Raw genomic sequence first — 19,191 nt, 5'->3', positions numbered from 1 at the left:
CATGCGAAAAAAAGAGTAAGTCAAATCACTCATCTATCTGATTTGACTTACTCTTTTCTTACTTTTGTTTCATTCCTGATGTGTTTTCCAACTTTTGTACTATTTTTTCTATATCATATTCCGGTGCATAGGTATTGGCAATATCATAGATTCTCTGTATCGTCAAGACATCCTCTTCCAGAAAATCTGCAATTTCCTCTGCTGACATCCCTTTTTGCAATTTTTTTATAACAATTGAAACTAATGCTTCCCTGTACCCTTCTTTACGCCCTTCTTCACGTCCTTCTCGCATCCCAATTATTTTTGCACTTTTCATAAACGAATTATGATCCCACAAAATTTTTTGTCTTTCTTCGTATTCTCTTCTTTTTCTTTCATCTGCACTCATCTTCTCCAGACATTCATAAGCTTCTTTAATATATTCATTTTGCTCTGCCATCTTTGCAAAATCCTTTCTGTTCTTTCCGCTCATAAATCGCATCCACTGGATGATCCCAGTTTCATTCTGACTTTTCTACTATAAATATTTTAACATACTGTCATCCTTTGTAAAGGCAAACTCCCATACTTCTATATTTTCTTTTGCTTTGTTCATTGTCGGGAGTTTACTCGAAAATTGAGCACCGAAAATGAGATACCTTCTGATTATGGTTAATTAGATACTTTTTCGATTTTAGAAATAAATCGAAGTAAAATAACTCTATCACATTTTCCTGAAATCTTATACCCTGCATAACATTTTCGAGCACTTTCGTTGCATTTCAATCATCAGACCATTTTATATGCATATCCAAAAAAATCCCGTACTCCATGTACAAATCACATGAAATACAGGATCTTTTTATTTATCTAACTAGAATTTGATAACTCCAAGAATTAAACCTGAAATCAGACAGATAATACTTACACCCCAGATCCAGAAGAAACTGTTCTTGATGTGGTCTTTGATCTCCACACCGGCAAGACCGGTTCCAAGGAAAGTAGCAGGAACAACCGGGCTGATGAAAGTTGCACAGTTACGGCAAACAACCATTGCAATGGCGATATGTGCCGGATTTACACCGAATTCGTTTCCGATTCCGATCAGTACCGGAAGCATTCCGAAGAAGAAGGAATCGGTATCAAACATCAATGTAAGCGGTACAGATACCAGACCTACGATAAGCGGTAAAAATCTTCCCATAGACTGTGGAACTACGTTTGCAAGTACATTAGCCATATGAGTCATGATCTCTGTTTGCTGCATCACTCCAAGGAATACACCTGCACAAAGAATCGTAGATGCCATGGTAAGTGCCGGTCCTGCATGAGATTTAATGATCTTACCCTGCATTTTTGCACCCGGGTAGTTTACAAAAAGTGCTACTGCACATCCTACCATAAAGATATAGTAAGACGGTACCTTTGCAAGAACCAGGTTTACGATCACTACCAGTGTTACGATTACATTGAATACAAAGAGTTTCGGTCTTGCAAGCTCATTCTTTTCATCATCTGTTACGGCTTCATCTTCAATTCCGCCATACTCGATCTTTTCTGCTGAAGAAGTGCCTGCACCTCTCTTCTTTTCGATATTTCCCCAGATAAATGCTGTTCCAAGTGCAATAAAAATACCTACAACCTGCATTGGAATAATCTGTTTCCACAGTGCATTTGGTTCAATTCCAAGGACAGTAGCCGCACGCATTGTCGGTCCGCCCCATGGCAGAAGGTTCATTACACCCATTGCAGATACACAGATGAGCATCAGAGTTGTCGGTCTCATATTCAGACGTTTGTAAACCGGGAGCATTGCCGGAATTGTGATCAGGAATGTAGAGGCACCGCCTCCATCCAGATGTCCGATCATAGCAATGATACAGGTCATCATGGCAACACCGACTACATTACTTCCGACTTTCTTCATCAATGCATTGATGATCTTGTCGAACATTCCTACATCTGTCATAATTCCAAAGAAAAGTACAGAGAAGATAAACAGTGCTGCAGTACCATGTACTCCGGCTACACCAGCTGTTACAAATTCCCCCATTTCTTCAATCGTAAATGTTCCGGTTGCTACAAGGATCGCACCTGTTACAGTTGATACACTGACAAATGCAAGAGCCGGTACCGTTACATTTCTTAAGAGCAACGCAATCACAATAATGATGGTTGCAAATCCCAATAAGGCAAGCATTGCTTCACTCATGGCATTTTCTCCTTCCTTTTGTATGGGTACTTTTTCGTACCATTTATTTGATGATTCCATTATAAAAACCCAACCTTACACTCTTACAGATTCCTCCTTACATTTTGTTAAGGTAAATCTTTAAAAGTATTAAGGTTGGGTTTGTCTTATCTTACACCTTACAGATATCTGCGTCTTTTTTCTTATACCGGCTGGCTGGCACAATTCCGAATTGCCTCAAGAATCGCGGTATCCGATACCGGTTTTTCTACATATCCGTCAATGATTCCTTTCTGCCGGGCCTCTGCCACCTCACGGCTGACTCCATCAATAATAATAAGCTTCAGCATGTCCGGATATCTGCCTGCAAGCGACATACAGAAATCCACTCCACTACAATCCTCCATCGTCTCGTCTACTACCAGCACATCTGCCTGCTGCTGTTCCAGACATTTTTGCAGTTCTTCTCTTTTCATACAGGTCTGAATCTGGATCCCGATCTTCTCAAAATTCTTTTTCAGCAGCTGCAATACCTTTGCATTGTCATCTGCCACCACGATCCGATAATCCTTTCTGGGAATATTCTGCACAATCTGTGGCATATGCTCTGTATCCAGTACCGGAAGGTAGATATGAAAGGTACTTCCTTCTCCTTTTTTGCTCTCTGCATAAATATATCCCTTATGTGAAGTAATAATCTGCTCCGCAAGTGCCAGTCCAAGTCCGGTACCCTCTCCCCCTTTTTTCGTTGTAAAAAATGGATCAAAAATCTGACGCAGCGTCTCTTTATCCATTCCACACCCATTATCTTTCACCTGGATATGGATATACTTTTTCCATACATCCGAAAGCTTTTCAATCACTCCCTGAGCCAGTTTTTCTTTTTCTTCTGAATGGCAGGATATTCTGATATTTCCTTGATTTTTTCCAATCGCATGCACCGCATTAACGCAGACATTTAAAAGCACCTGGTTCAGCTGTGTCGCATTTCCAAGGATCATTTCATCATCTACCCGAAACTCACTTTCCATATGGATCAGAGGCGTGCAGACAGATTCCATCATCCTTTCTGCACGCGTCATGAATTTCTTTATCGAAATATTTTTATAAACGGTCTCTACATTCTTTCGACTCAGGGACGAAATCTGGCGCACTACATCCTTTGCTTTTTCCGAAGCCTCATAAATTTCTTTTGCACTATCCTGTTCTTCTGATCCTTCCGGAAGTTCCATCATCAGAAGCTCTGCATATCCCATGATCGGAGTCAGAAAATTATTGAATTCATGTGCGATACCACCTGTCATAGTTCCCATGATCTGAAGTCTTTGCTGATGTGCGATACTCTGCTCACTCCGATGCATTTTTTCCAACTGCTCATTCAGTTCTTTCAGATCATTGATCTCCCGCACAGCTCTTCTCATATCACGCATCACTCTGCCAAATAAGACAACCGCAATACCGGCAGCCAACAAAATACCAACAAAAATACATACCATTTTCAAGAAACCTTCAGCTATCGGTTCGTACAGATCATCGTAGTCGATCACCGCACTGACTACCCAGAAGCTGTCTCCGATCTGAACCGGAGAATATGCACTGATTTTCTGTACTCTCGGACGTTCTTCATTTGTCCACCAATACGAATAATAATGAGAAATACCTTCTTTTCTCTTCTTCTGATCCTCAATCATCTTCTCCAGACTGGAGTAATCCAGATCCGGATACATTTTCTTCCTTCCTGCAATAACCGGAATTCCCCACTGTTCTTTCTTCGGATGCATGATGATCGTTCCTTCTGCATCTTTGACTACAATGTATCCATTCGTTCCGATGTGAATTCCCGAAATCAGTTTCTGATAATATTTTTCCGCATCGATCATCAGACAGATCTTTCTCCCATCCTTCAAAACACGCTTATATACATTATAGATTTTCCCATCTGTATCTTTTTCCATATAAATGCTATTCTTTGCCGAGCTTTGAGTGAGCAGCTGTGAACTTACAATCTGTACATCCTTGACACACTCTAAAAGCTTTCCCTGTTCGTCTTCCAGGTACAGATTCGTGATAAAACTGGTCTGTGTGTCTATAAATTCCCGATACAGTTGTTTTGCCTCATCCTGCGGTCTGTTCTCTGCTGTTTTCGCAAGAAAGCTTAAACTTTCCTCATATTCCTCTGCGGACATCGCCATATTTTCACTCAGGATTCTGGTTGTCAGGAGCATCTGTTCCTCCTGGTTCTGCATCAAAGTATCTCTGTACTTTTTCCAGACACCAAATCCTGCAAATACAAGAATTACGATTAAAAAAAGTGGAATCGCAGCAATCAGTGTCTTTTTGTTTTTCTTCATATATTCTCGTCCCCGGTTTGTTATCAATTGACTTGTTTTCTTTCTAATATTATAATGTTTTTTATAAGTTGTATAGAATTTTATTGAAATTTTTACTTTTGGGAGGTTGCCTCAATGGCTGACAAAATACTGATCGTAGATGATGATCCGGCAATCTGTAAGCTGCTGGAAAAGGTAATGCACAGCAATGAGCTGGAAACAACAACAGTAAACTGTGGCATGGATGCTCTATCCATCCTGAAAAATCATACATTTGACCTGATCCTTATGGATATCATGCTGGGAGATATGGAGGGATTTGAGGTCATTAAACGGCTTCGCAACCAGGGGATCAGTACTCCGGTTATGATCGTCAGCGGACGTAATGAAGACTATGATTCTCTGTACGGGCTTTCACTTGGAGCGGATGATTATATCACCAAGCCGTTCCGACCGCTTGTACTTGGTGCCAAAGTAAAAGCACTGATCCGCCGCAACAAGAATCTGGTACTCGACAATTCCGATACTCTGGAATGCGGTCCATTCAGCTATGATACCACAACCATGCGTTTTTACAAAAATGGCGAAGAACTTATCCTTTCTTCCAAGGAGTCTGCACTTCTTCTGCTTTTTATGAAGAATCCGCAGCAGGTTTTCACCAAGGATATGATCTATGAGCATGTCTGGGGCAATACGGTTGCCGTTGATGACAATGCGATCATGGTCTACATCAACAGGCTTCGTGGTAAGATCGAGGACGACAGACAGAATCCGGCGTATATCCTGACAATCCGCGGACTGGGATACCGTTTTGTTCCGTAAACGACCTTTTCATCAAGAAGAGGCTCCATCCGGAATCTTCTCCTAATGAAAAAGATGACTTTTCACCCGCTCATTTGTGAAAAGTCATCTTTTTTATTCCTCACCAGTCTGGTGCAGTCCATATTCATGGCAGAAAATTTGATTCCCGTTCTCAGTTATTATACGCTCTATTTTACAACTGGAAAGAGGTTCAGGATTGCCCCGTTCTCGTTTGGAATTTTATTGCACAGCATCGCAAGAAACAGTGAGGTGGCAAGTAGATCGGCACACCCACCCGCGCTGATACCACGCTTTATATAATCCGCATCCATGCGGATCAGTTTGTCTAACGCATCTTCTGAGTAGGCTCCGCCTTCCTCCAGAAACTGCATCGCTTCCATCTGTACCTGATAGAGTACTGACGGATTCTTTCTCGATAAAATGTTGGAATCCTGCACCCGGCTCATCAGTGCAAAAAGGATCTGTAATTTGATCCGGTTCCACTTCATTCCCCGCAAAAGTCCATCCTCCAGTACCGGAAGCGCAATATGAAAAACAGATGGGTATCCGGCAAGCGCTTCCCCGCGAATCCCTGTAGTCCCGTATTGTACGAGATTTTTCTCACCGTTACTTTTCGCAGGTTCCTTTCCCAACATCTCAATTTCGGCTCTTAAGATCCTGGCAGTCATCTTCTGCTCCATCCGAAGGATGGATTGTAAAGTAACCGTTCCGTCTTCCTGGATACATCTTCCCGCTGCCGCACTGAATATTCCAAGGGTAAAGATCATCCCTTTATGTGTATTCACATGTCCGGTTGCCCGATACATGGCTTCCTCCGCAAGCATTCCGGTCTTACGGATTTCACGGAAAAGATCTTCCGGCGTACAGGTCAGCTGATATCCCTGGTATGCCATTCTAACAAACCACGGATACAACGCCTCTGCACTTCTTTCAAAGGTCTGCACATCCATATCAGTGTGGGCACCACAGGAATACGGATCTACAAGCCCCGGTTTGGGAACCGTATAGACTTCCTCAAGCAGCGCCTGATACGCCATCCGGCCAATCGATTCTGCAAAGTATTCTGCTTTCTCTACTGCCTGGTTCTTTCCCATACAGTTCTCCTTTTATATCCAATTGCCAATAACCTGTAAGTTTTCCGATCAGAATTTAATCATCAAATTCAAACGGCTTGATCTGACGGACAACATCCATGATGGTACCGTCACGGCTTTCAATGACACCGACAACACGATCTCCAAACTGTACCTTCTGTGGTTCCCCCGCGATAGAGTAAGCGATATCACGTAATTCTTCGATGGTCTTAAACGGAAGGTCTACATCTTTCATTGCTTCGATCAGATCCTGTCTCTTCGGATTGATTGCAATACCATAATCTGTGATGACAACGTCTACACTTTCTCCCGGTGTTGTGACGGTTGTTACGTCTGTACAGATTGCCGGTGTTCTTCCCTGAAGAAGCGGTGCGATAACGATGGCACATTTTGCTCCGGCTGCTGTATCCGGATGTCCACCCTGCGCTCCTGTGATCATACCATTAGAATCTACAACAACGTTACAGTTGAAGTGTACGTCAACTTCCAGAGCTGCAAGAATTACGAAGTCCAATTTATTGACAACTGCACCCTTGTTGAACGGGTTCGCATACTCACCTGCACTGATCCGGAAATGATGCAGATCTTTTACAGATTCTACGGCTGCAAGGTCAAAGTCCTGTGTATCCAGAAGTGCATCTACCTGACCGTTGATCAGAAGGTCACACATCGGCTTTGTAAGACCACCCACACCAAAACGCATGCGGATATTTCTTTCTTTCATTACCTTTGCAAGTGAAATAGTAGATGCGATAGAAGCTCCGCCGACACCTGTCTGATAAGAGAATCCATCTTTGAAATACGGTGTATTTACAACGAACTGTGTACAGTAATCAGCCATCATCAGCTTTCTCATATCTGTGGTCGGTTTTGCTGCACCTGTTGCGATCTTCTTCGGATCACCGATCTGGTCTACTTCTACAACATAGTCTACCTTTGTCATTGAAATATGTGCCGGAAAGTTCGGGAACGGAACCATGCAGTCTGTGATTGCTACGACTTTGTTTGCATGGAAAGCATCTGACATTGCGTAGGAAAGTACACCACAGTCAGATTTTCCACCGATACCACGGCAGTTACCGTACTCATCACAGGTAGGAGTTCCGATAAATGCGATATCGATCTGTGTCTCACCTGTTACCAGGGCACGTACACGTCCGCCGTGGGAACGCATGATCGCAAGACCTTTTAATTTACCATTGGAAATAGCTTCTCCGATCTTTCCACGCACACCGGATGACTGGATATTTGTAATGGTTCCGTCTTCAATATACTCTACCAGAGGATCATGTGCTTTTCCAAGAGAGCTTGCACAGATAGTAATGTCCTTGATCCCCATATCATGGATCTCTTTCATTACCATATTTACAACGTAATCACCTTCACGGAAATGGTGATGGAAGCTGACTGTCATACCGTCTTTGATTCCACATTTTACAAGGACATCATGGATGCTGTCTACCATCTTGCTTCCGTTGGAATTGATCACACATTCGACTTCCGGTCCGTGTTTTTTATAGACATGTCCGTCAAAATGATGTACACCCTGAAATACTTCTTTACCAGTTGCTTTTAAAATCTCTTCCGGGATATCTCTACCTACTGCGTTAATCATTTTATAAATCCCCCTTATACACACCTGAAGCTTTTGCAAGCTCGATTGTTCTCTTTGCTCCGTCATAGAAAGCGATATCGATCATCTTACCATCTACTGTAAATACACCGATTCCCTGTGCTTTCTTTGTATCAATTTCGCGGACAACTTTTTCTGCGAAAATGATATCTTTCTGTTTTGGTGTAAAGATTTCATGTACAATGTTGATCTGTCTTGGGTTGATGATGGATTTTCCATCAAACCCCATCAGGTGGATATTCTCAACATCCTGACGGAAACCATCCATATCATCCAGATCTGTGTATACAGTATCAAAGCACTGTACACCAGCTGCTCGTGCTGCGATCACCATGTTCTGTCTTGCTCCCATGAGCTCGATTCCAGTTCCGGTAATGTGTGTCTGAAGGTCTTTGGTGTAATCTCCACCGGAAAGGGCAATTCCGAAAAGTCTTTCGGAAGATTCGCAGATATCAAGTGCACGCATCACGCCTCGTGCGGATTCAATAGCTGCCATGATCAGAACACTTCCCTCTTCACGTCCGAAATCTTTTTCAGCCTGAACAACTTCAGCTTCTACTACTTTTACGTCCTGTGCGGATTCTGTCTTTGGAATACGGATCGCATCACAGCCGCCTGCTACTGCGCAGCGGATATCTTCTTTCCAGTAAGGAGTGTCCAGTCCGTTAATTCTGACAACACGTTCACATCCTCTATAATTAATCGTCTTAAGTGCATGATAAAGAGAAAATCTGGCTGCATCTTTCTGGTTTTCTGCAACCGCATCTTCCAGATCAAGCATGATGGAATCCGGTTTGTAAATGTAAGGATCTTTGATCAGTCCCGGTTTCTGTGCATTTAAAAACATCATAGTTCTTCTAAGTCTTTTTTTATTCGGATTCATTATCTGATCGCACCTCCCCACGGTAAATCTTCGATCTGTCCTACTGAACGGTAAACAGCTGCTTCGATTCTTGCTTTGATCGTACAGTCAAGAGCTCCTTTATCTATGATTGTAAGCTTTACATTATCGATTCCCAGATTTTCCAGTGTTTCATAAGCTACTTTCTTAATCTGGTTTCCATACTGATTGATCACTGCGCTTTCCAGTGAAAAATCAACTTTTCCTTCTCCGGCTTCTACTGTTACCTGGCAGTCACTGGATTCTAATGTTCCTGCAATTGCAGGTTTCTTGATTTCCATTCGTGCTTCCTCCTTAACATCCATTTGCATTAGTATTTGCTTCGTTGTGTTTATCATAGGGCTCTTACCTTACAGGAACACCTATGGTTTTCTTAATAATTGTTAAGATTCGCATATTTTTGCTGTTACAACTGGTCTTTCCAGTGCCTGTGAATTCATATTTACCCAGCGTTTCATATATACCCTGTCTTCTTTCCATTCAAAAGACACATGATCAAAAAAAGCCATCTCCGGATAGCGCCATTCCATCATCAACACATTTTCTGATTTCCAGTAAGCACATGCGGCAATTTTCATTTCATCCATCTCATACTGATGGTGCAGATATCCACCTGTCATAGAGGTTTTCCCATGAATCCAACAGTCCAGTCCTGCTTCTACAAAATGTGTTCCTCTGTTATCTTTCATCCAGAATATTACTTTATCTTCTAAAAATTCCAGACCTGTTTTTTCTATTCTATCTTCATTCTCAAAAGGTTCCATTTCTATTTTCCGATTTCCTGAAACCATTTTGTTACTGACAGATCTGTTTTTATTTTCCAGAGACATTCTGAGACCTTTATTTTTTAATACATTCCACATCTTTTCAGCGAAATTTCTTTCTTCTTTCATCGGATCCAAAATCTCTTTTTGAATCAGTTCCGTCTCCAGGTAATTACTGTCTGCCGTAGTGATAGCAATTACCATATTTTGTTCCGGAACAATCGCACAGGTCTGTCCAAACATTCCATCTGAACACCAGATATCTCCTGTATGCGTCCAGTGAAAATTATAGTCTTTTTCTCCTGCTTTCCTTGGTTGTGGATCTTTTTTACCGAGTGCAAGATTCACCCAATCAGCACTTAATAATTGTTTTTCTCCCCATTTTCCTTGATTCAGATAAAGTAATCCAAGTCTGGCCATTCCTTCTACCGTAATGCTCACACCATTTCCACCTGAACAGATTCCTTCCGGACTTTCTCCCCAGCTAAACTTCTCCAGACCAATGTACGGTGCCAGTTCTTCTTCGATCAATTGATGGCATGTTTTTCCTGTAATACGCTGTACGATCGCTGACGTAATATAAGAATTCCCACTTGAATACATAAATTCACTTCCCGGCTCTTTTACAAACGGTACTTTAAAATATGCATCCAGCCAGCTGGTTTTTAATGGTCTCCATTCATTTCCACCTATACTTCTTTCCTGTCCACTGCGCATCGTAAGTAAATTCCGTATCGTAAGCTTCTGAAGATACTCATTTGCTGCCTCACGATATTCCGGAAAATAATCAAGTACCTTATCCTCCAGCTTTATGAGTCCTTTTGTATATGCAATTCCCGCCGCTGTATTTGTAAAACATTTTGTAAAAGAATGGACAATATGTGGGATTTCCTTCCGATACGGTTCATTATATGCTTCAAATATAACTTTATTGTTTCTCAAGATCATGATTCCATGGATCTCTGCTTCTCTTTTTTCCATCTCGTTCAGAAAATTAATAATATATTCTGATGATACGCCTTCCTCTTCCGGAGTTGAATAGGTTAATTCTTTGTTCATGCTGCCACCTCATCTAACTTTATTTTAAACTGGAAACGGGGGACAAAATTTTGCCCCCTTTGTTATACATAACTCTTTTCTGTCTTTTAAAAGAACGGGAATACCAATGGAAGAATTCCTACACAGCATATAAAACTGATAATAACCAATGGCCATCCAAATTTTGCAAAGTCAGTAAATTTTAAGTTTGTAAAGATCATTAATGTCTGATTTGTTCCTGATGCGATCGGTGTCAGGAAAGAGCATCCTGCTCCAATTGCAATTGCAAGAACAATTGCCTGTGGGTTTGCTCCCATTGATTCTGCAATAGAGATCCCAATCGGGGCAAGTACTCCTGCGGTTGCCATATTGTTCATAAACTGTGTTGCAATTGCCGATCCAAGGAACAATACTGCTGTGATCAGATACAGATTTTTCGTATCTCCAAGAATACTCAGCACAACAGCTCCAAACACTTCCCCAAGTCCACTGTTCTTCATAACTGCAATGATCAAATTGATACCTGCACAGAAAAGTACCATATCAACACCGAATGAAGTGATTACTTCTTTTGGTTTTACAACAGTTGTAAGAACCGAAACCGCGATCAGTGCATATCCAATAAAATTCGGGTTCACTGTAATATCTGTAAGCGAATCCAGAATCAGAGCAAGTACGAACAGAAGGAAACTGATTCCTACAACCATCTGTTTCTTTTTCATCTCAGATGTAATTTCTGTAGCTGCCTCTATCTCTGAATTGCTTGGCACTGTTTCCTCATAAGACGGACACCAGCGGTTCATCACGATCATATAGATTCCACCCAGGATAAAAATCGGAATACCTACCCAGGCAAAATCAAACATGCCAAAAAGCTTAAGTCCAGCTTCTTCAAGCGCTGTATTTGCATAAATATTTGTCGGTGTTCCAATCAGGGTACAAGCACCACCTAAAGTACTTGCATAAATTACAAACAAAATCATTTTTGAATGACTGATCTTATTTTTCTTAGCTATACTGAAAATCACCGGCAAAAATGCCATTGCAACATAACTGTTCTGCAGAACAAATGATACCAGTCCTGATGCAAGATAAAGAATTGCAAAAATTAGCATTTCTTTTTTCTTTCCACTTACATTACCGGTTAATTTATCTAAAGCATTTCCCATTACGATATCAAGCCCTGTTGCAGCAATCATTCCTGAAAACATACATATAATTGCCATCAGATGAAAACTTGAACTGCTTAACACGGCATATACTCCGTCTGCATCCATTGTTCCTGTAAATACAACGATCGGTGCCATGATCAAAAAACAAAACCAGTTTGGTAATTTTGGCGTTGCAAGAACTGCAACGAAAACTATTAATGTCAGAATCGCTCCTATTGTAGCCATACTCATTTTTCTTTTCCTCCGTATCCATATACAATAAGCTTTTTCGGAGTGCGCTTTTCCAAAAACTCTCATTCTTCTCTTATATGATGTTTACCGGCTCATCACGTTAATCTTATTATAATTGTCTGTTACTGTTTTCACCAATGCCAAAAGAAAATAGGGGTATAGCTTCATGCTATGCCCCTATTTCTCCATTTATTATTTTCTCTTTCAAAACAGATATACAGTACTTTTCCTGTCTGGAAAGGATTTTATTTTTCAAATATATAATACCTGTTTTTGTCTTTTTTACCTTGTTTTTTCCAATGCAAAAAAAATCAATATCTTTTGTATTTGTTATGTATGGAAGAAATACTTCTGATATAAAACAGAATCCCATTCCTCGCTCCAAGGTCTGCATTGCAAGCATCGAACTGTTTACGATCATCTTTGGCTTCAATTCTTTTCCATATTCTTCAAATATCTGATCGATCTCTTGTCTGACATAACAGGAATTGTCCTGGATAATAAACTCATTCGGCATCATCGAAATATCCATCCATGGATATTTTTCACCTTCTCTTTTTTCTGCTTTCTGAAGCATCATATACTTCTTTGGAACTGCAAGTAACATATAATCTTCTACAATAAAATCAAATACGATAGAAGAATCCTTTTCACTCAGATCCGGTCCTATTGCCAAGTCATAGGTCCTGTTTTTTAAGCCTGGCAGGATTTCCTTAGCCATGACATTTGAAAATGATGCTTTACACCCGATGTATTTTTTACTGATCTTCTCCTGAACTTCCATTGCCAACAAAAGACTGGCGCTTAGAGACATGCATACATGTATTTCCTGTTCTTCAGATAATTGAAGTTCCTTTAATTCATGCTCCATTGTGCTGTTTAAACGTTTGATTTCTTTTCCATACTCAACATAAATTTCGCCAGCCTCTGTCAGACTGATTCCATTCGATTTCCGCTCGAAAAGTAAAATTCCAAGTTCCTGTTCCAGACTGGATATAAATCTGCTGAGTGATGGTTGTGAAATATATAAAAGTTCAGCGGCTTTTGAAATACTTTTGCATTCTGCAACCGCTAAAACATAGGTAAACGATTTTAAATCATCCATTTTTATCCTCATCCTCCTGTGATCTCACTAAACAGATTATAGACTTTTTTATTTCAAAAGCGCAAGACTTACTTTTCCTCCATAAAACTCCTCACAGCACCACCTTGCTGTGAGGATCTCTCTTTTTCTTTATTTCTTTTCCTTACACTTCCGTAAGCTCCCCTGTCTCCGAATCCATAATGAATCCCTTGATCTCAATATCCTTCGGCATCAATGGATGTGTCTTCAGTGTATGCACAGTCTCTTCTACCGACTTCTCCACAGATTCAAATCCACCCAGCCATTTTTCCAGATCAATTCCGCTGTGTCTTACGATATCAATATGTTCTTTGTCGATTCCGCGCTCTACCAGTTCTCCTAACAGTTCATTTCCATCCATTCCCTGCACACCGCAATCCGTATGTCCAATGACCATAACCTGCTCCACACCAAGCTCCAGAATGGCAACCAGAAGGCTTCTGACCACACTTCCGTATGGATGTGTAATGACTCCACCTGCATTCTTGATGATCTTTGCATCTCCGTTTTTCAGTCCCAGCGCCGCCGGAAGAAGCTCTGTCAGACGGGTATCCATACAGGTCAGTACGGCAAGCTTTTTGTTTGGGTACTTGCTGGTCAGGTACGGCTCATAGCCTTTATTTTCCACGAATTTCTTATTATACTCTACAATCTGTTCTATCATCCTGTGTAACCTCCCATTTGATTTTCACAACGATATTTCATAAAACAGATTATAGACTTTTTTTCTCTGTAAGTGCAAGGATTCTTAATGAATTTTAATGATGTTCTTTTTTCCAGTGCTGAAAAAATGCTTCCTCCTGCTCTGAGCGGATTCCATACTTTCTTCTCGCAATGTAGAATTTGGAATTCCACCCTGAAGTTTTCACCGGAATCGTCACCACATTGTGCAGCCGCACGATATCCATATACGGCAATACGGAAATCCCGAACCCATTCTCCACAAGTCCTGTAATGACTTCAATCTCTTCCGCAGCACATACCGGCTTTACCTTAATTCCTTCTTCTGCAAAAATCTGCTCCTGCAGAGTACGGAAACCGCTGGTCTTGGAAAACATGATCTGTGGGTATCCGGCTGTCTCTTTCAGACTGATCCGTTCTCTATTTTCAAGCGGATGTCCCTTCGGAACCACTACTGCGATATATGAATCCCGAATCGGATAATATTCGATCTCATCCGATTTCAAAAGATCCGAGCAAAAGCCGATATCATATTTTCCATCCAAAAGTCCTTCTGCAATCTCCGGTGTCATCCGATTGTAGATGATAAATGGAAATGTCGCCCCAAACTCTTTCAGCATATGTGGAATCGTCCCCGGTGCCAGAGGATACACACTGCCGATCCGCACCGTTTTCTCTTCCGTCCGAAGTCCTGCCGCCCGCTCTTCCAGACGAAGATACGCTCCCAGAATTTCATCCACATCCTTCATCAGCTCTTTGCCGTAATGACTCAGGCTCACATTTCGCCCTTCTTTTTGAAACAGCGGAACTCCGTACTCTTCTTCCAGCGACTTGATCGCATGACTGAGTCCCGGCTGTGAAATATTCAGTGCCTTTGCCGCCTTTCCGTAATGCTGGATTTTTGCCAGCTCTGAAAAATATTTTAAATATTCGATATTCATATATTCCCTCTTTTATCTTCCGCAGTCATCTTATTTTTCAAAATCAACTCTTTACTCGCCATTATCTTAGCATATTTCATTCTATTTTAGAATCAGTTTATTCAAAATAATCATTTGTTTTTATCAGTTTTCTTCATTATAATGATAAACAGCTTAAATATAAAATTTTTGTAAATTATTATCTATCAGGAAAGAAGGATTTGTACCTATGAATAAGAAAAAATTTCATCTGGCCGGAGAAGTCGCTCTGCTCATCGTCCTGCTGATCAATTCACTCGGCGTGGATCTGATGTCAAAAAGCGGATTCGGGATCTCAACGATCTCCTCAGTGCCGCTTGTATTTAACATCGCCTTCCCGGTGTTCAGTTTCGGAACATGGAATTATATTTTCCAGACACTGCTTGTCATTACACTGATGATCCTCAAGCGTTCATTCTGCCCCGGCTACCTTTTCTCTTTCGTAGTCGGGATCGGATTTGGAAAAATGATCGACGTACACAACGCATGGATCCAGGCTCTGCCGAACTCCCTGCCTCTTCACACGATTTATTTCCTGGCAGGATTCTTACTGGTGTGCTTCGGTATCTGCCTTGCCAACAACTGTATGCTTCCAATCATCCCGACAGATATCTTCCCTCGCGATCTGTCCGGTATTGTAAAAAAGAACTATAAAATCGTTAAGACAACCTTCGATCTCACCTGTCTGACGACTACTGTGGTTCTTTCCCTTGCAATCCTCCACGGATTCTACGGCATCGGAATCGGCACTGTCTTCTGTGCATTCCTGACTGGAAAAACCGTTTCCGCCATCCAGAGTTTTCTTGGAAAACACGTGGAATTCTACCGTGCAACTGGGAAGAAGAGAGTTGCTCTTGAAAAGAATATGAGACATGCATAAAAGAAAAAAGATTTCAATTTTGATACATACCAGATCGGATACATCAAAACTGAAATCTCTTTTGGATTCTGTAGCCAGTCTTATTTTCTCAACTTCTCCTGTCGCATTGACAAACCTTTTTCCCATCCCGTATACTAGAAGCAGACTAATATCCTGCAAGGAGGCTTAACTACTATGATTATCAAAAACGGACTTGTCATCGATCCTGCTTCCGGACTTTCCGAAAAAATGGATCTTCTGATTGAAGATGGCATCATCAAAGAAATGGCATCCCTGATTACAAAAGAAGGAGAGGAAGTCCTTGACGCAACCGGGCTTGTGGTTGCACCGGGACTGATTGACACCCACGTTCATTTCCGTGATCCGGGATTTACTTATAAAGAAACCATCCACACCGGCGCACTTGCCTCTGCAAAAGGCGGTTTTACTTCCGTGATCTGCATGGCAAATACTTCCCCGACTGTGGACTCTGTTCCGGTTCTCAAAGACAACCTTTCGCGTGCTTCCAAAGAAAAGATCCGTATCTTCCAGGCTGCTTCGATTTCCTGCAACCTGAAAGGGCAGGAAGAAACCGATATGGACGCCTTAAAAGAAGCAGGCGCATGTGGATTTACCGATGACGGGATCCCACTTCTAAACGCAGAATTCTGCTTCCACGCAATGGAAAAGGCGGCAAAGCTTAACGTACCGGTCAGCCTTCACGAAGAAGATCCTTCTTTCATCCGCAACAACGGAATCAGTCACGGAAAGGTATCCGATGCGCTTGGCATCTACGGTTCTCCTTCCATTGCAGAAGAATCTCTGGTTGCAAGAGACTGCATGCTGGCACTGAAATCCGGTGCCGATGTTGTGATCCAGCATATCAGCTCCGGTATCTCTGTCGATCTGGTTCGTACTTATAAGAAAATGGGTGCAAAACTTCACGCCGAAGCCACACCGCATCATTTTACACTGACGGAAGACGCAGTCCTTGAGCATGGAACACTTGCGAAAATGAATCCGCCGCTCCGTACCGAAAAGGACCGTCAGGCGATTATTCAGGGACTTGCAGATGGAACCATCGACTTGATTGCCACCGACCATGCACCGCACAGCAAAGAAGAAAAAGCAAAACCAATCACCGAAGCTCCAAGCGGAATCATCGGTCTGGAGACTTCCCTTGCCCTTGGCATCACAAGCCTTGTAAGACCGGGACATTTATCTCTTATTCAGCTTCTGGAAAAAATGACCATCAATCCGGCAAAGCTTTACCACCTTCCATACGGACAGCTCGCCGAAGGAAAGGCAGCTGACCTTGTAATCTTCGATGAAAACGAATGTTGGACTCCAACCGAGTATGCATCCCTTTCATCCAACTCACCATTTACCGGAACGCCTATGTATGGCAAAGTGAAGTATACGATCTGTGGTGGGAAAATCGTATATCATGATTAAAAAAATCCACGGACTTTGAATCTTCTAAAGTCCGTGGATTTTTCCATCTTCTTATTTTTCTTCCAGCATAAAGTATTTCATACTTGTTCCGCTTTCCGCCACATCCGCAAGATTGATACAACTGTTTCCCATACGGTCGATCAGATGCAGGATATTGGTAAACGGAGCAGTAAGGCTTGCCTTACATTTTCCTTTATTGACACGCTCAATATGCGCTTTCCGCATCTTGATATCCAGATCCAGAAGCTTATCCTTTCGCTTCATCATCTTGCCTGGTTCGATACCATCATCTCCCTGCAGTGCCTTCAGAGAATCACAGAACATCTTATTCAGTACTTTCAAACTCTTCTGCAGCTCATCCATCGCTTCCGGTGTATATTTATACTTCCGGTCTGATCTTTCCAACATACATTCTGCCATTTCCACACTTAAGGTTCCCATACGTTCCACATCGCTGAGTACACACATGAGGCTCGCCGTCTGCGCTGCCTGCTGCTCGGTCAATGACCCCGAAGAAAACAAAGCTGCAAGATATTCGGTAATACACTTTCCAAGGCGTTCAACCTGTTCTCCGTTTTCTTTCAGACCGTCAATAGATTTCACTTCTTCATTTTTCACAAGCTCAATCGTTTTCTTCAGAATATCTCCTACCTGGTCACTCATACGGAAAATCTCTTTTGCCACAAGCTGCAGCGCTGCTGCCGGCTGACTGATGATATTTTCATCCAGATAAATCGGGCTGCCTGGATCTTCAACACCTTTTTTGCCATCCGGGATCAGTGTCATGACAATCTTCACCATCAGTTTAATCAGGCATACCCAGATCAGTGTCATTGTGATGTTAAATACAGTATGTGCATTTGCAATCTGTCTGGAAATCGCTTCAATCTCCGGACCTTTCGGCGAAATGTTCTGGATCAGTGCCGCAAATGGTTTTACAAACCAGATAAACAAAAAGCAGCCGGAAATATTAAAAATACAATGCGCCACAGCGGTTCTCTTCGCATCTTTTGACTGTCCGATACTGGCAAGGAGTGCTGTGATCGTTGTACCGATATTATCACCTAAAAGAATCGGGATTGCTCCTGCAAGCCCAAGTATACTCGTAACCCCGTCCGGTCCCGGCTGGGAAGCGAAGTTCTGCAAGACTGCGATCGTTGCACTACTACTCTGTACAACCAGCGTCATAAATGTACCAACTGCCACACCAAGTACCGGAATATGTGCAACCCGTCCGATCAAGTCTGTGAATACCGGACTGGATGCCAATGGTTTCATGACATCTCCCATTGTTTCAATTCCAAGGAACAAAAGACCAAAGGCAAAAATCGTCTGACCGATACTTTTTACTTTCTCTGATTTTGTTACAAATGAAATCAGAAATCCTATAAAAATAATCACATAAATATAGTCACTGATCTTAAACGCAATAATCTGTGCTGTCATGGTTGTACCAATATTTGCACCAAAAATGATGGAAATTGCCTGTGGCAGGTTCATCAGTCCCGCACTTACGAAACCGATCGCCATAACTGTCGTCGCACTGCTGCTCTGGAGTACCGCGGTTGTAAGCGCACCGGCAAGCACACCCAGAAGCGGATTCTTCGTCAGAAGTGCAAGAATGCTTTTCATTTTATCGCCCGCCGCCTTTTGCAGACATTCACTCATCATATTCATTCCATAGATAAAAACTGCCAGACCGCCAAGCAGTCCGAAAATGATCTGAATTTTCTCGTTCATATTAATTCCTCTCTCAATTTACCCTGTGTTTGTTAATATCTTTTAAACTTACTTTTTACAATGATGTTTTTCCTTTCAGCTCATTTTCCATTTTATCTGTGGTCTATGCAATTCCAATCAAATCTATGTTAAGTTTAGGTTAAATTTTCTTTCTTCTATCATTTTTTCTTTCCCATGATCATAGTTATGTAAAATCGCATTAAAAAAGATTGTGCCTCT

15 protein-coding genes and 1 pseudogene are annotated in these 19,191 nt (G+C 41.8%); 3 read left to right on the top strand and 13 right to left on the bottom strand.

Annotated elements, in window-relative coordinates; all coding sequences use genetic code 11:
- Positions 1 to 58: 58 nt before the first annotated feature.
- The 3 genes and pseudogenes from AB5213_RS03740 to AB5213_RS03730 form a co-directional block, all read right to left on the bottom strand.
- A pseudogene (locus AB5213_RS03740) lies at positions 59 to 496 on the bottom strand (PD-(D/E)XK nuclease family transposase); the annotation flags it as partial.
- Between the two features lie 357 nt (positions 497 to 853).
- The gene (locus tag AB5213_RS03735; RefSeq protein WP_022220644.1) at positions 854 to 2,191 is read right to left on the bottom strand and encodes a CitMHS family transporter; all 1,338 of its coding nucleotides are present in this window, start codon (positions 2,189 to 2,191) and stop codon (positions 854 to 856) included.
- A 182-nt stretch (positions 2,192 to 2,373) separates the two neighbouring features.
- Positions 2,374 to 4,521 (bottom strand): ATP-binding protein, encoded by a 2,148-nt coding sequence (locus AB5213_RS03730; RefSeq protein ID WP_215634076.1) that lies wholly within the window; start codon positions 4,519 to 4,521, stop codon positions 2,374 to 2,376.
- Positions 4,522 to 4,635: 114 nt separating this feature from the next.
- Between AB5213_RS03730 and AB5213_RS03725 the strand changes: the two genes are divergently transcribed.
- Positions 4,636 to 5,322, top strand: a complete 687-nt coding sequence (locus AB5213_RS03725; RefSeq protein WP_022220646.1) for a response regulator transcription factor — start codon at positions 4,636 to 4,638, stop codon at positions 5,320 to 5,322.
- Between the two features lie 167 nt (positions 5,323 to 5,489).
- On the opposite strand, the gene citG is transcribed toward AB5213_RS03725, so the two are convergent.
- The 9 genes from citG to AB5213_RS03680 all read right to left on the bottom strand — a co-directional run bounded on the left by citG (position 5,490) and on the right by AB5213_RS03680 (position 14,900).
- Positions 5,490 to 6,416, bottom strand: a complete 927-nt coding sequence (gene citG, locus AB5213_RS03720) for a triphosphoribosyl-dephospho-CoA synthase CitG (RefSeq protein WP_055261285.1) — start codon at positions 6,414 to 6,416, stop codon at positions 5,490 to 5,492.
- A 55-nt stretch (positions 6,417 to 6,471) separates the two neighbouring features.
- Complete coding sequence (gene citF / locus AB5213_RS03715; RefSeq protein WP_008371975.1) at positions 6,472 to 8,031, bottom strand: citrate lyase subunit alpha; 1,560 nt, start codon at positions 8,029 to 8,031, stop codon at positions 6,472 to 6,474.
- Position 8,032: 1 nt separating this feature from the next.
- Entirely contained in the window at positions 8,033 to 8,932 is a 900-nt protein-coding gene (locus AB5213_RS03710) for an aldolase/citrate lyase family protein (protein ID WP_008371977.1), read from the bottom strand.
- Complete coding sequence (citD, locus tag AB5213_RS03705) at positions 8,932 to 9,231, bottom strand: citrate lyase acyl carrier protein (protein WP_022220649.1); 300 nt, start codon at positions 9,229 to 9,231, stop codon at positions 8,932 to 8,934. The genes AB5213_RS03710 and citD overlap by 1 nt, the downstream gene beginning before the upstream one ends.
- Positions 9,232 to 9,333: 102 nt before the next feature.
- On the bottom strand, positions 9,334 to 10,773 hold the full coding sequence (locus AB5213_RS03700; RefSeq protein WP_211133347.1) for a serine hydrolase: 1,440 nt from the start codon (positions 10,771 to 10,773) through the stop codon (positions 9,334 to 9,336).
- Positions 10,774 to 10,859: 86 nt separating this feature from the next.
- Positions 10,860 to 12,155: an SLC13 family permease gene (locus tag AB5213_RS03695; RefSeq protein ID WP_368276355.1), complete on the bottom strand. Its 1,296-nt coding sequence runs from the start codon at positions 12,153 to 12,155 to the stop codon at positions 10,860 to 10,862.
- Positions 12,156 to 12,324: 169 nt separating this feature from the next.
- Positions 12,325 to 13,260 carry a LysR family transcriptional regulator gene (locus AB5213_RS03690; protein WP_368276354.1) on the bottom strand — a complete coding sequence of 312 codons (936 nt, stop codon included), beginning with the start codon at positions 13,258 to 13,260 and terminating at the stop codon, positions 12,325 to 12,327.
- Between the two features lie 142 nt (positions 13,261 to 13,402).
- On the bottom strand, positions 13,403 to 13,942 hold the full coding sequence (locus AB5213_RS03685; RefSeq protein WP_055246440.1) for a carbonic anhydrase: 540 nt from the start codon (positions 13,940 to 13,942) through the stop codon (positions 13,403 to 13,405).
- A 94-nt stretch (positions 13,943 to 14,036) separates the two neighbouring features.
- On the bottom strand, positions 14,037 to 14,900 hold the full coding sequence (locus tag AB5213_RS03680) for a LysR family transcriptional regulator (RefSeq protein ID WP_368276353.1): 864 nt from the start codon (positions 14,898 to 14,900) through the stop codon (positions 14,037 to 14,039).
- Between the two features lie 208 nt (positions 14,901 to 15,108).
- Here AB5213_RS03680 and AB5213_RS03675 point away from each other — a divergent pair, with 208 nt between their 5' ends.
- Together AB5213_RS03675 and AB5213_RS03670 are read left to right on the top strand one after the other, a co-directional pair.
- A complete protein-coding gene (locus tag AB5213_RS03675; protein ID WP_008371998.1) occupies positions 15,109 to 15,798 on the top strand; it encodes a DUF6198 family protein in 690 nt (229 codons plus the stop codon).
- 174 nt (positions 15,799 to 15,972) lie between these two features.
- Entirely contained in the window at positions 15,973 to 17,232 is a 1,260-nt protein-coding gene (locus AB5213_RS03670; protein WP_368276352.1) for a dihydroorotase, read from the top strand.
- Between the two features lie 51 nt (positions 17,233 to 17,283).
- Here AB5213_RS03670 and AB5213_RS03665 read toward each other — a convergent pair whose 3' ends face one another.
- Positions 17,284 to 18,972 (bottom strand): Na/Pi cotransporter family protein, encoded by a 1,689-nt coding sequence (locus AB5213_RS03665; RefSeq protein WP_118198841.1) that lies wholly within the window; start codon positions 18,970 to 18,972, stop codon positions 17,284 to 17,286.
- Positions 18,973 to 19,191: the final 219 nt, after the last annotated feature.

Origin of the sequence: Coprococcus sp. RTP21204st1_G4_RTP21204_210225 (genome assembly GCF_040915385.1) — a bacterium.
Taxonomy (GTDB): domain Bacteria; phylum Bacillota; class Clostridia; order Lachnospirales; family Lachnospiraceae; genus Allocoprococcus; species Allocoprococcus comes.
The sequence above is the reverse complement of the archived record's forward strand: the minus strand, read 5'-3'. Positions and strand labels throughout refer to the sequence as shown.

Excerpts from the sequence above, each read along its gene's own strand:
- AB5213_RS03735 (WP_022220644.1), bottom strand. The coding sequence starts at position 2,191 with ATGAGTGAAGCAATGCTTGCCTTATTGGGATTTGCAACCATCATTATT.
- AB5213_RS03730 (WP_215634076.1), bottom strand. The coding sequence starts at position 4,521 with ATGAAGAAAAACAAAAAGACACTGATTGCTGCGATTCCACTTTTTTTA.
- AB5213_RS03725 (WP_022220646.1), top strand. The coding sequence starts at position 4,636 with ATGGCTGACAAAATACTGATCGTAGATGATGATCCGGCAATCTGTAAG.
- citG (WP_055261285.1), bottom strand. The coding sequence starts at position 6,416 with ATGGGAAAGAACCAGGCAGTAGAGAAAGCAGAATACTTTGCAGAATCG.
- citF (WP_008371975.1), bottom strand. The coding sequence starts at position 8,031 with ATGATTAACGCAGTAGGTAGAGATATCCCGGAAGAGATTTTAAAAGCA.
- AB5213_RS03710 (WP_008371977.1), bottom strand. The coding sequence starts at position 8,932 with ATGAATCCGAATAAAAAAAGACTTAGAAGAACTATGATGTTTTTAAAT.
- citD (WP_022220649.1), bottom strand. The coding sequence starts at position 9,231 with ATGGAAATCAAGAAACCTGCAATTGCAGGAACATTAGAATCCAGTGAC.
- AB5213_RS03700 (WP_211133347.1), bottom strand. The coding sequence starts at position 10,773 with ATGAACAAAGAATTAACCTATTCAACTCCGGAAGAGGAAGGCGTATCA.
- AB5213_RS03695 (WP_368276355.1), bottom strand. The coding sequence starts at position 12,155 with ATGAGTATGGCTACAATAGGAGCGATTCTGACATTAATAGTTTTCGTT.
- AB5213_RS03690 (WP_368276354.1), bottom strand. The coding sequence starts at position 13,260 with ATGGATGATTTAAAATCGTTTACCTATGTTTTAGCGGTTGCAGAATGC.
- AB5213_RS03685 (WP_055246440.1), bottom strand. The coding sequence starts at position 13,942 with ATGATAGAACAGATTGTAGAGTATAATAAGAAATTCGTGGAAAATAAA.
- AB5213_RS03680 (WP_368276353.1), bottom strand. The coding sequence starts at position 14,900 with ATGAATATCGAATATTTAAAATATTTTTCAGAGCTGGCAAAAATCCAG.
- AB5213_RS03675 (WP_008371998.1), top strand. The coding sequence starts at position 15,109 with ATGAATAAGAAAAAATTTCATCTGGCCGGAGAAGTCGCTCTGCTCATC.
- AB5213_RS03670 (WP_368276352.1), top strand. The coding sequence starts at position 15,973 with ATGATTATCAAAAACGGACTTGTCATCGATCCTGCTTCCGGACTTTCC.
- AB5213_RS03665 (WP_118198841.1), bottom strand. The coding sequence starts at position 18,972 with ATGAACGAGAAAATTCAGATCATTTTCGGACTGCTTGGCGGTCTGGCA.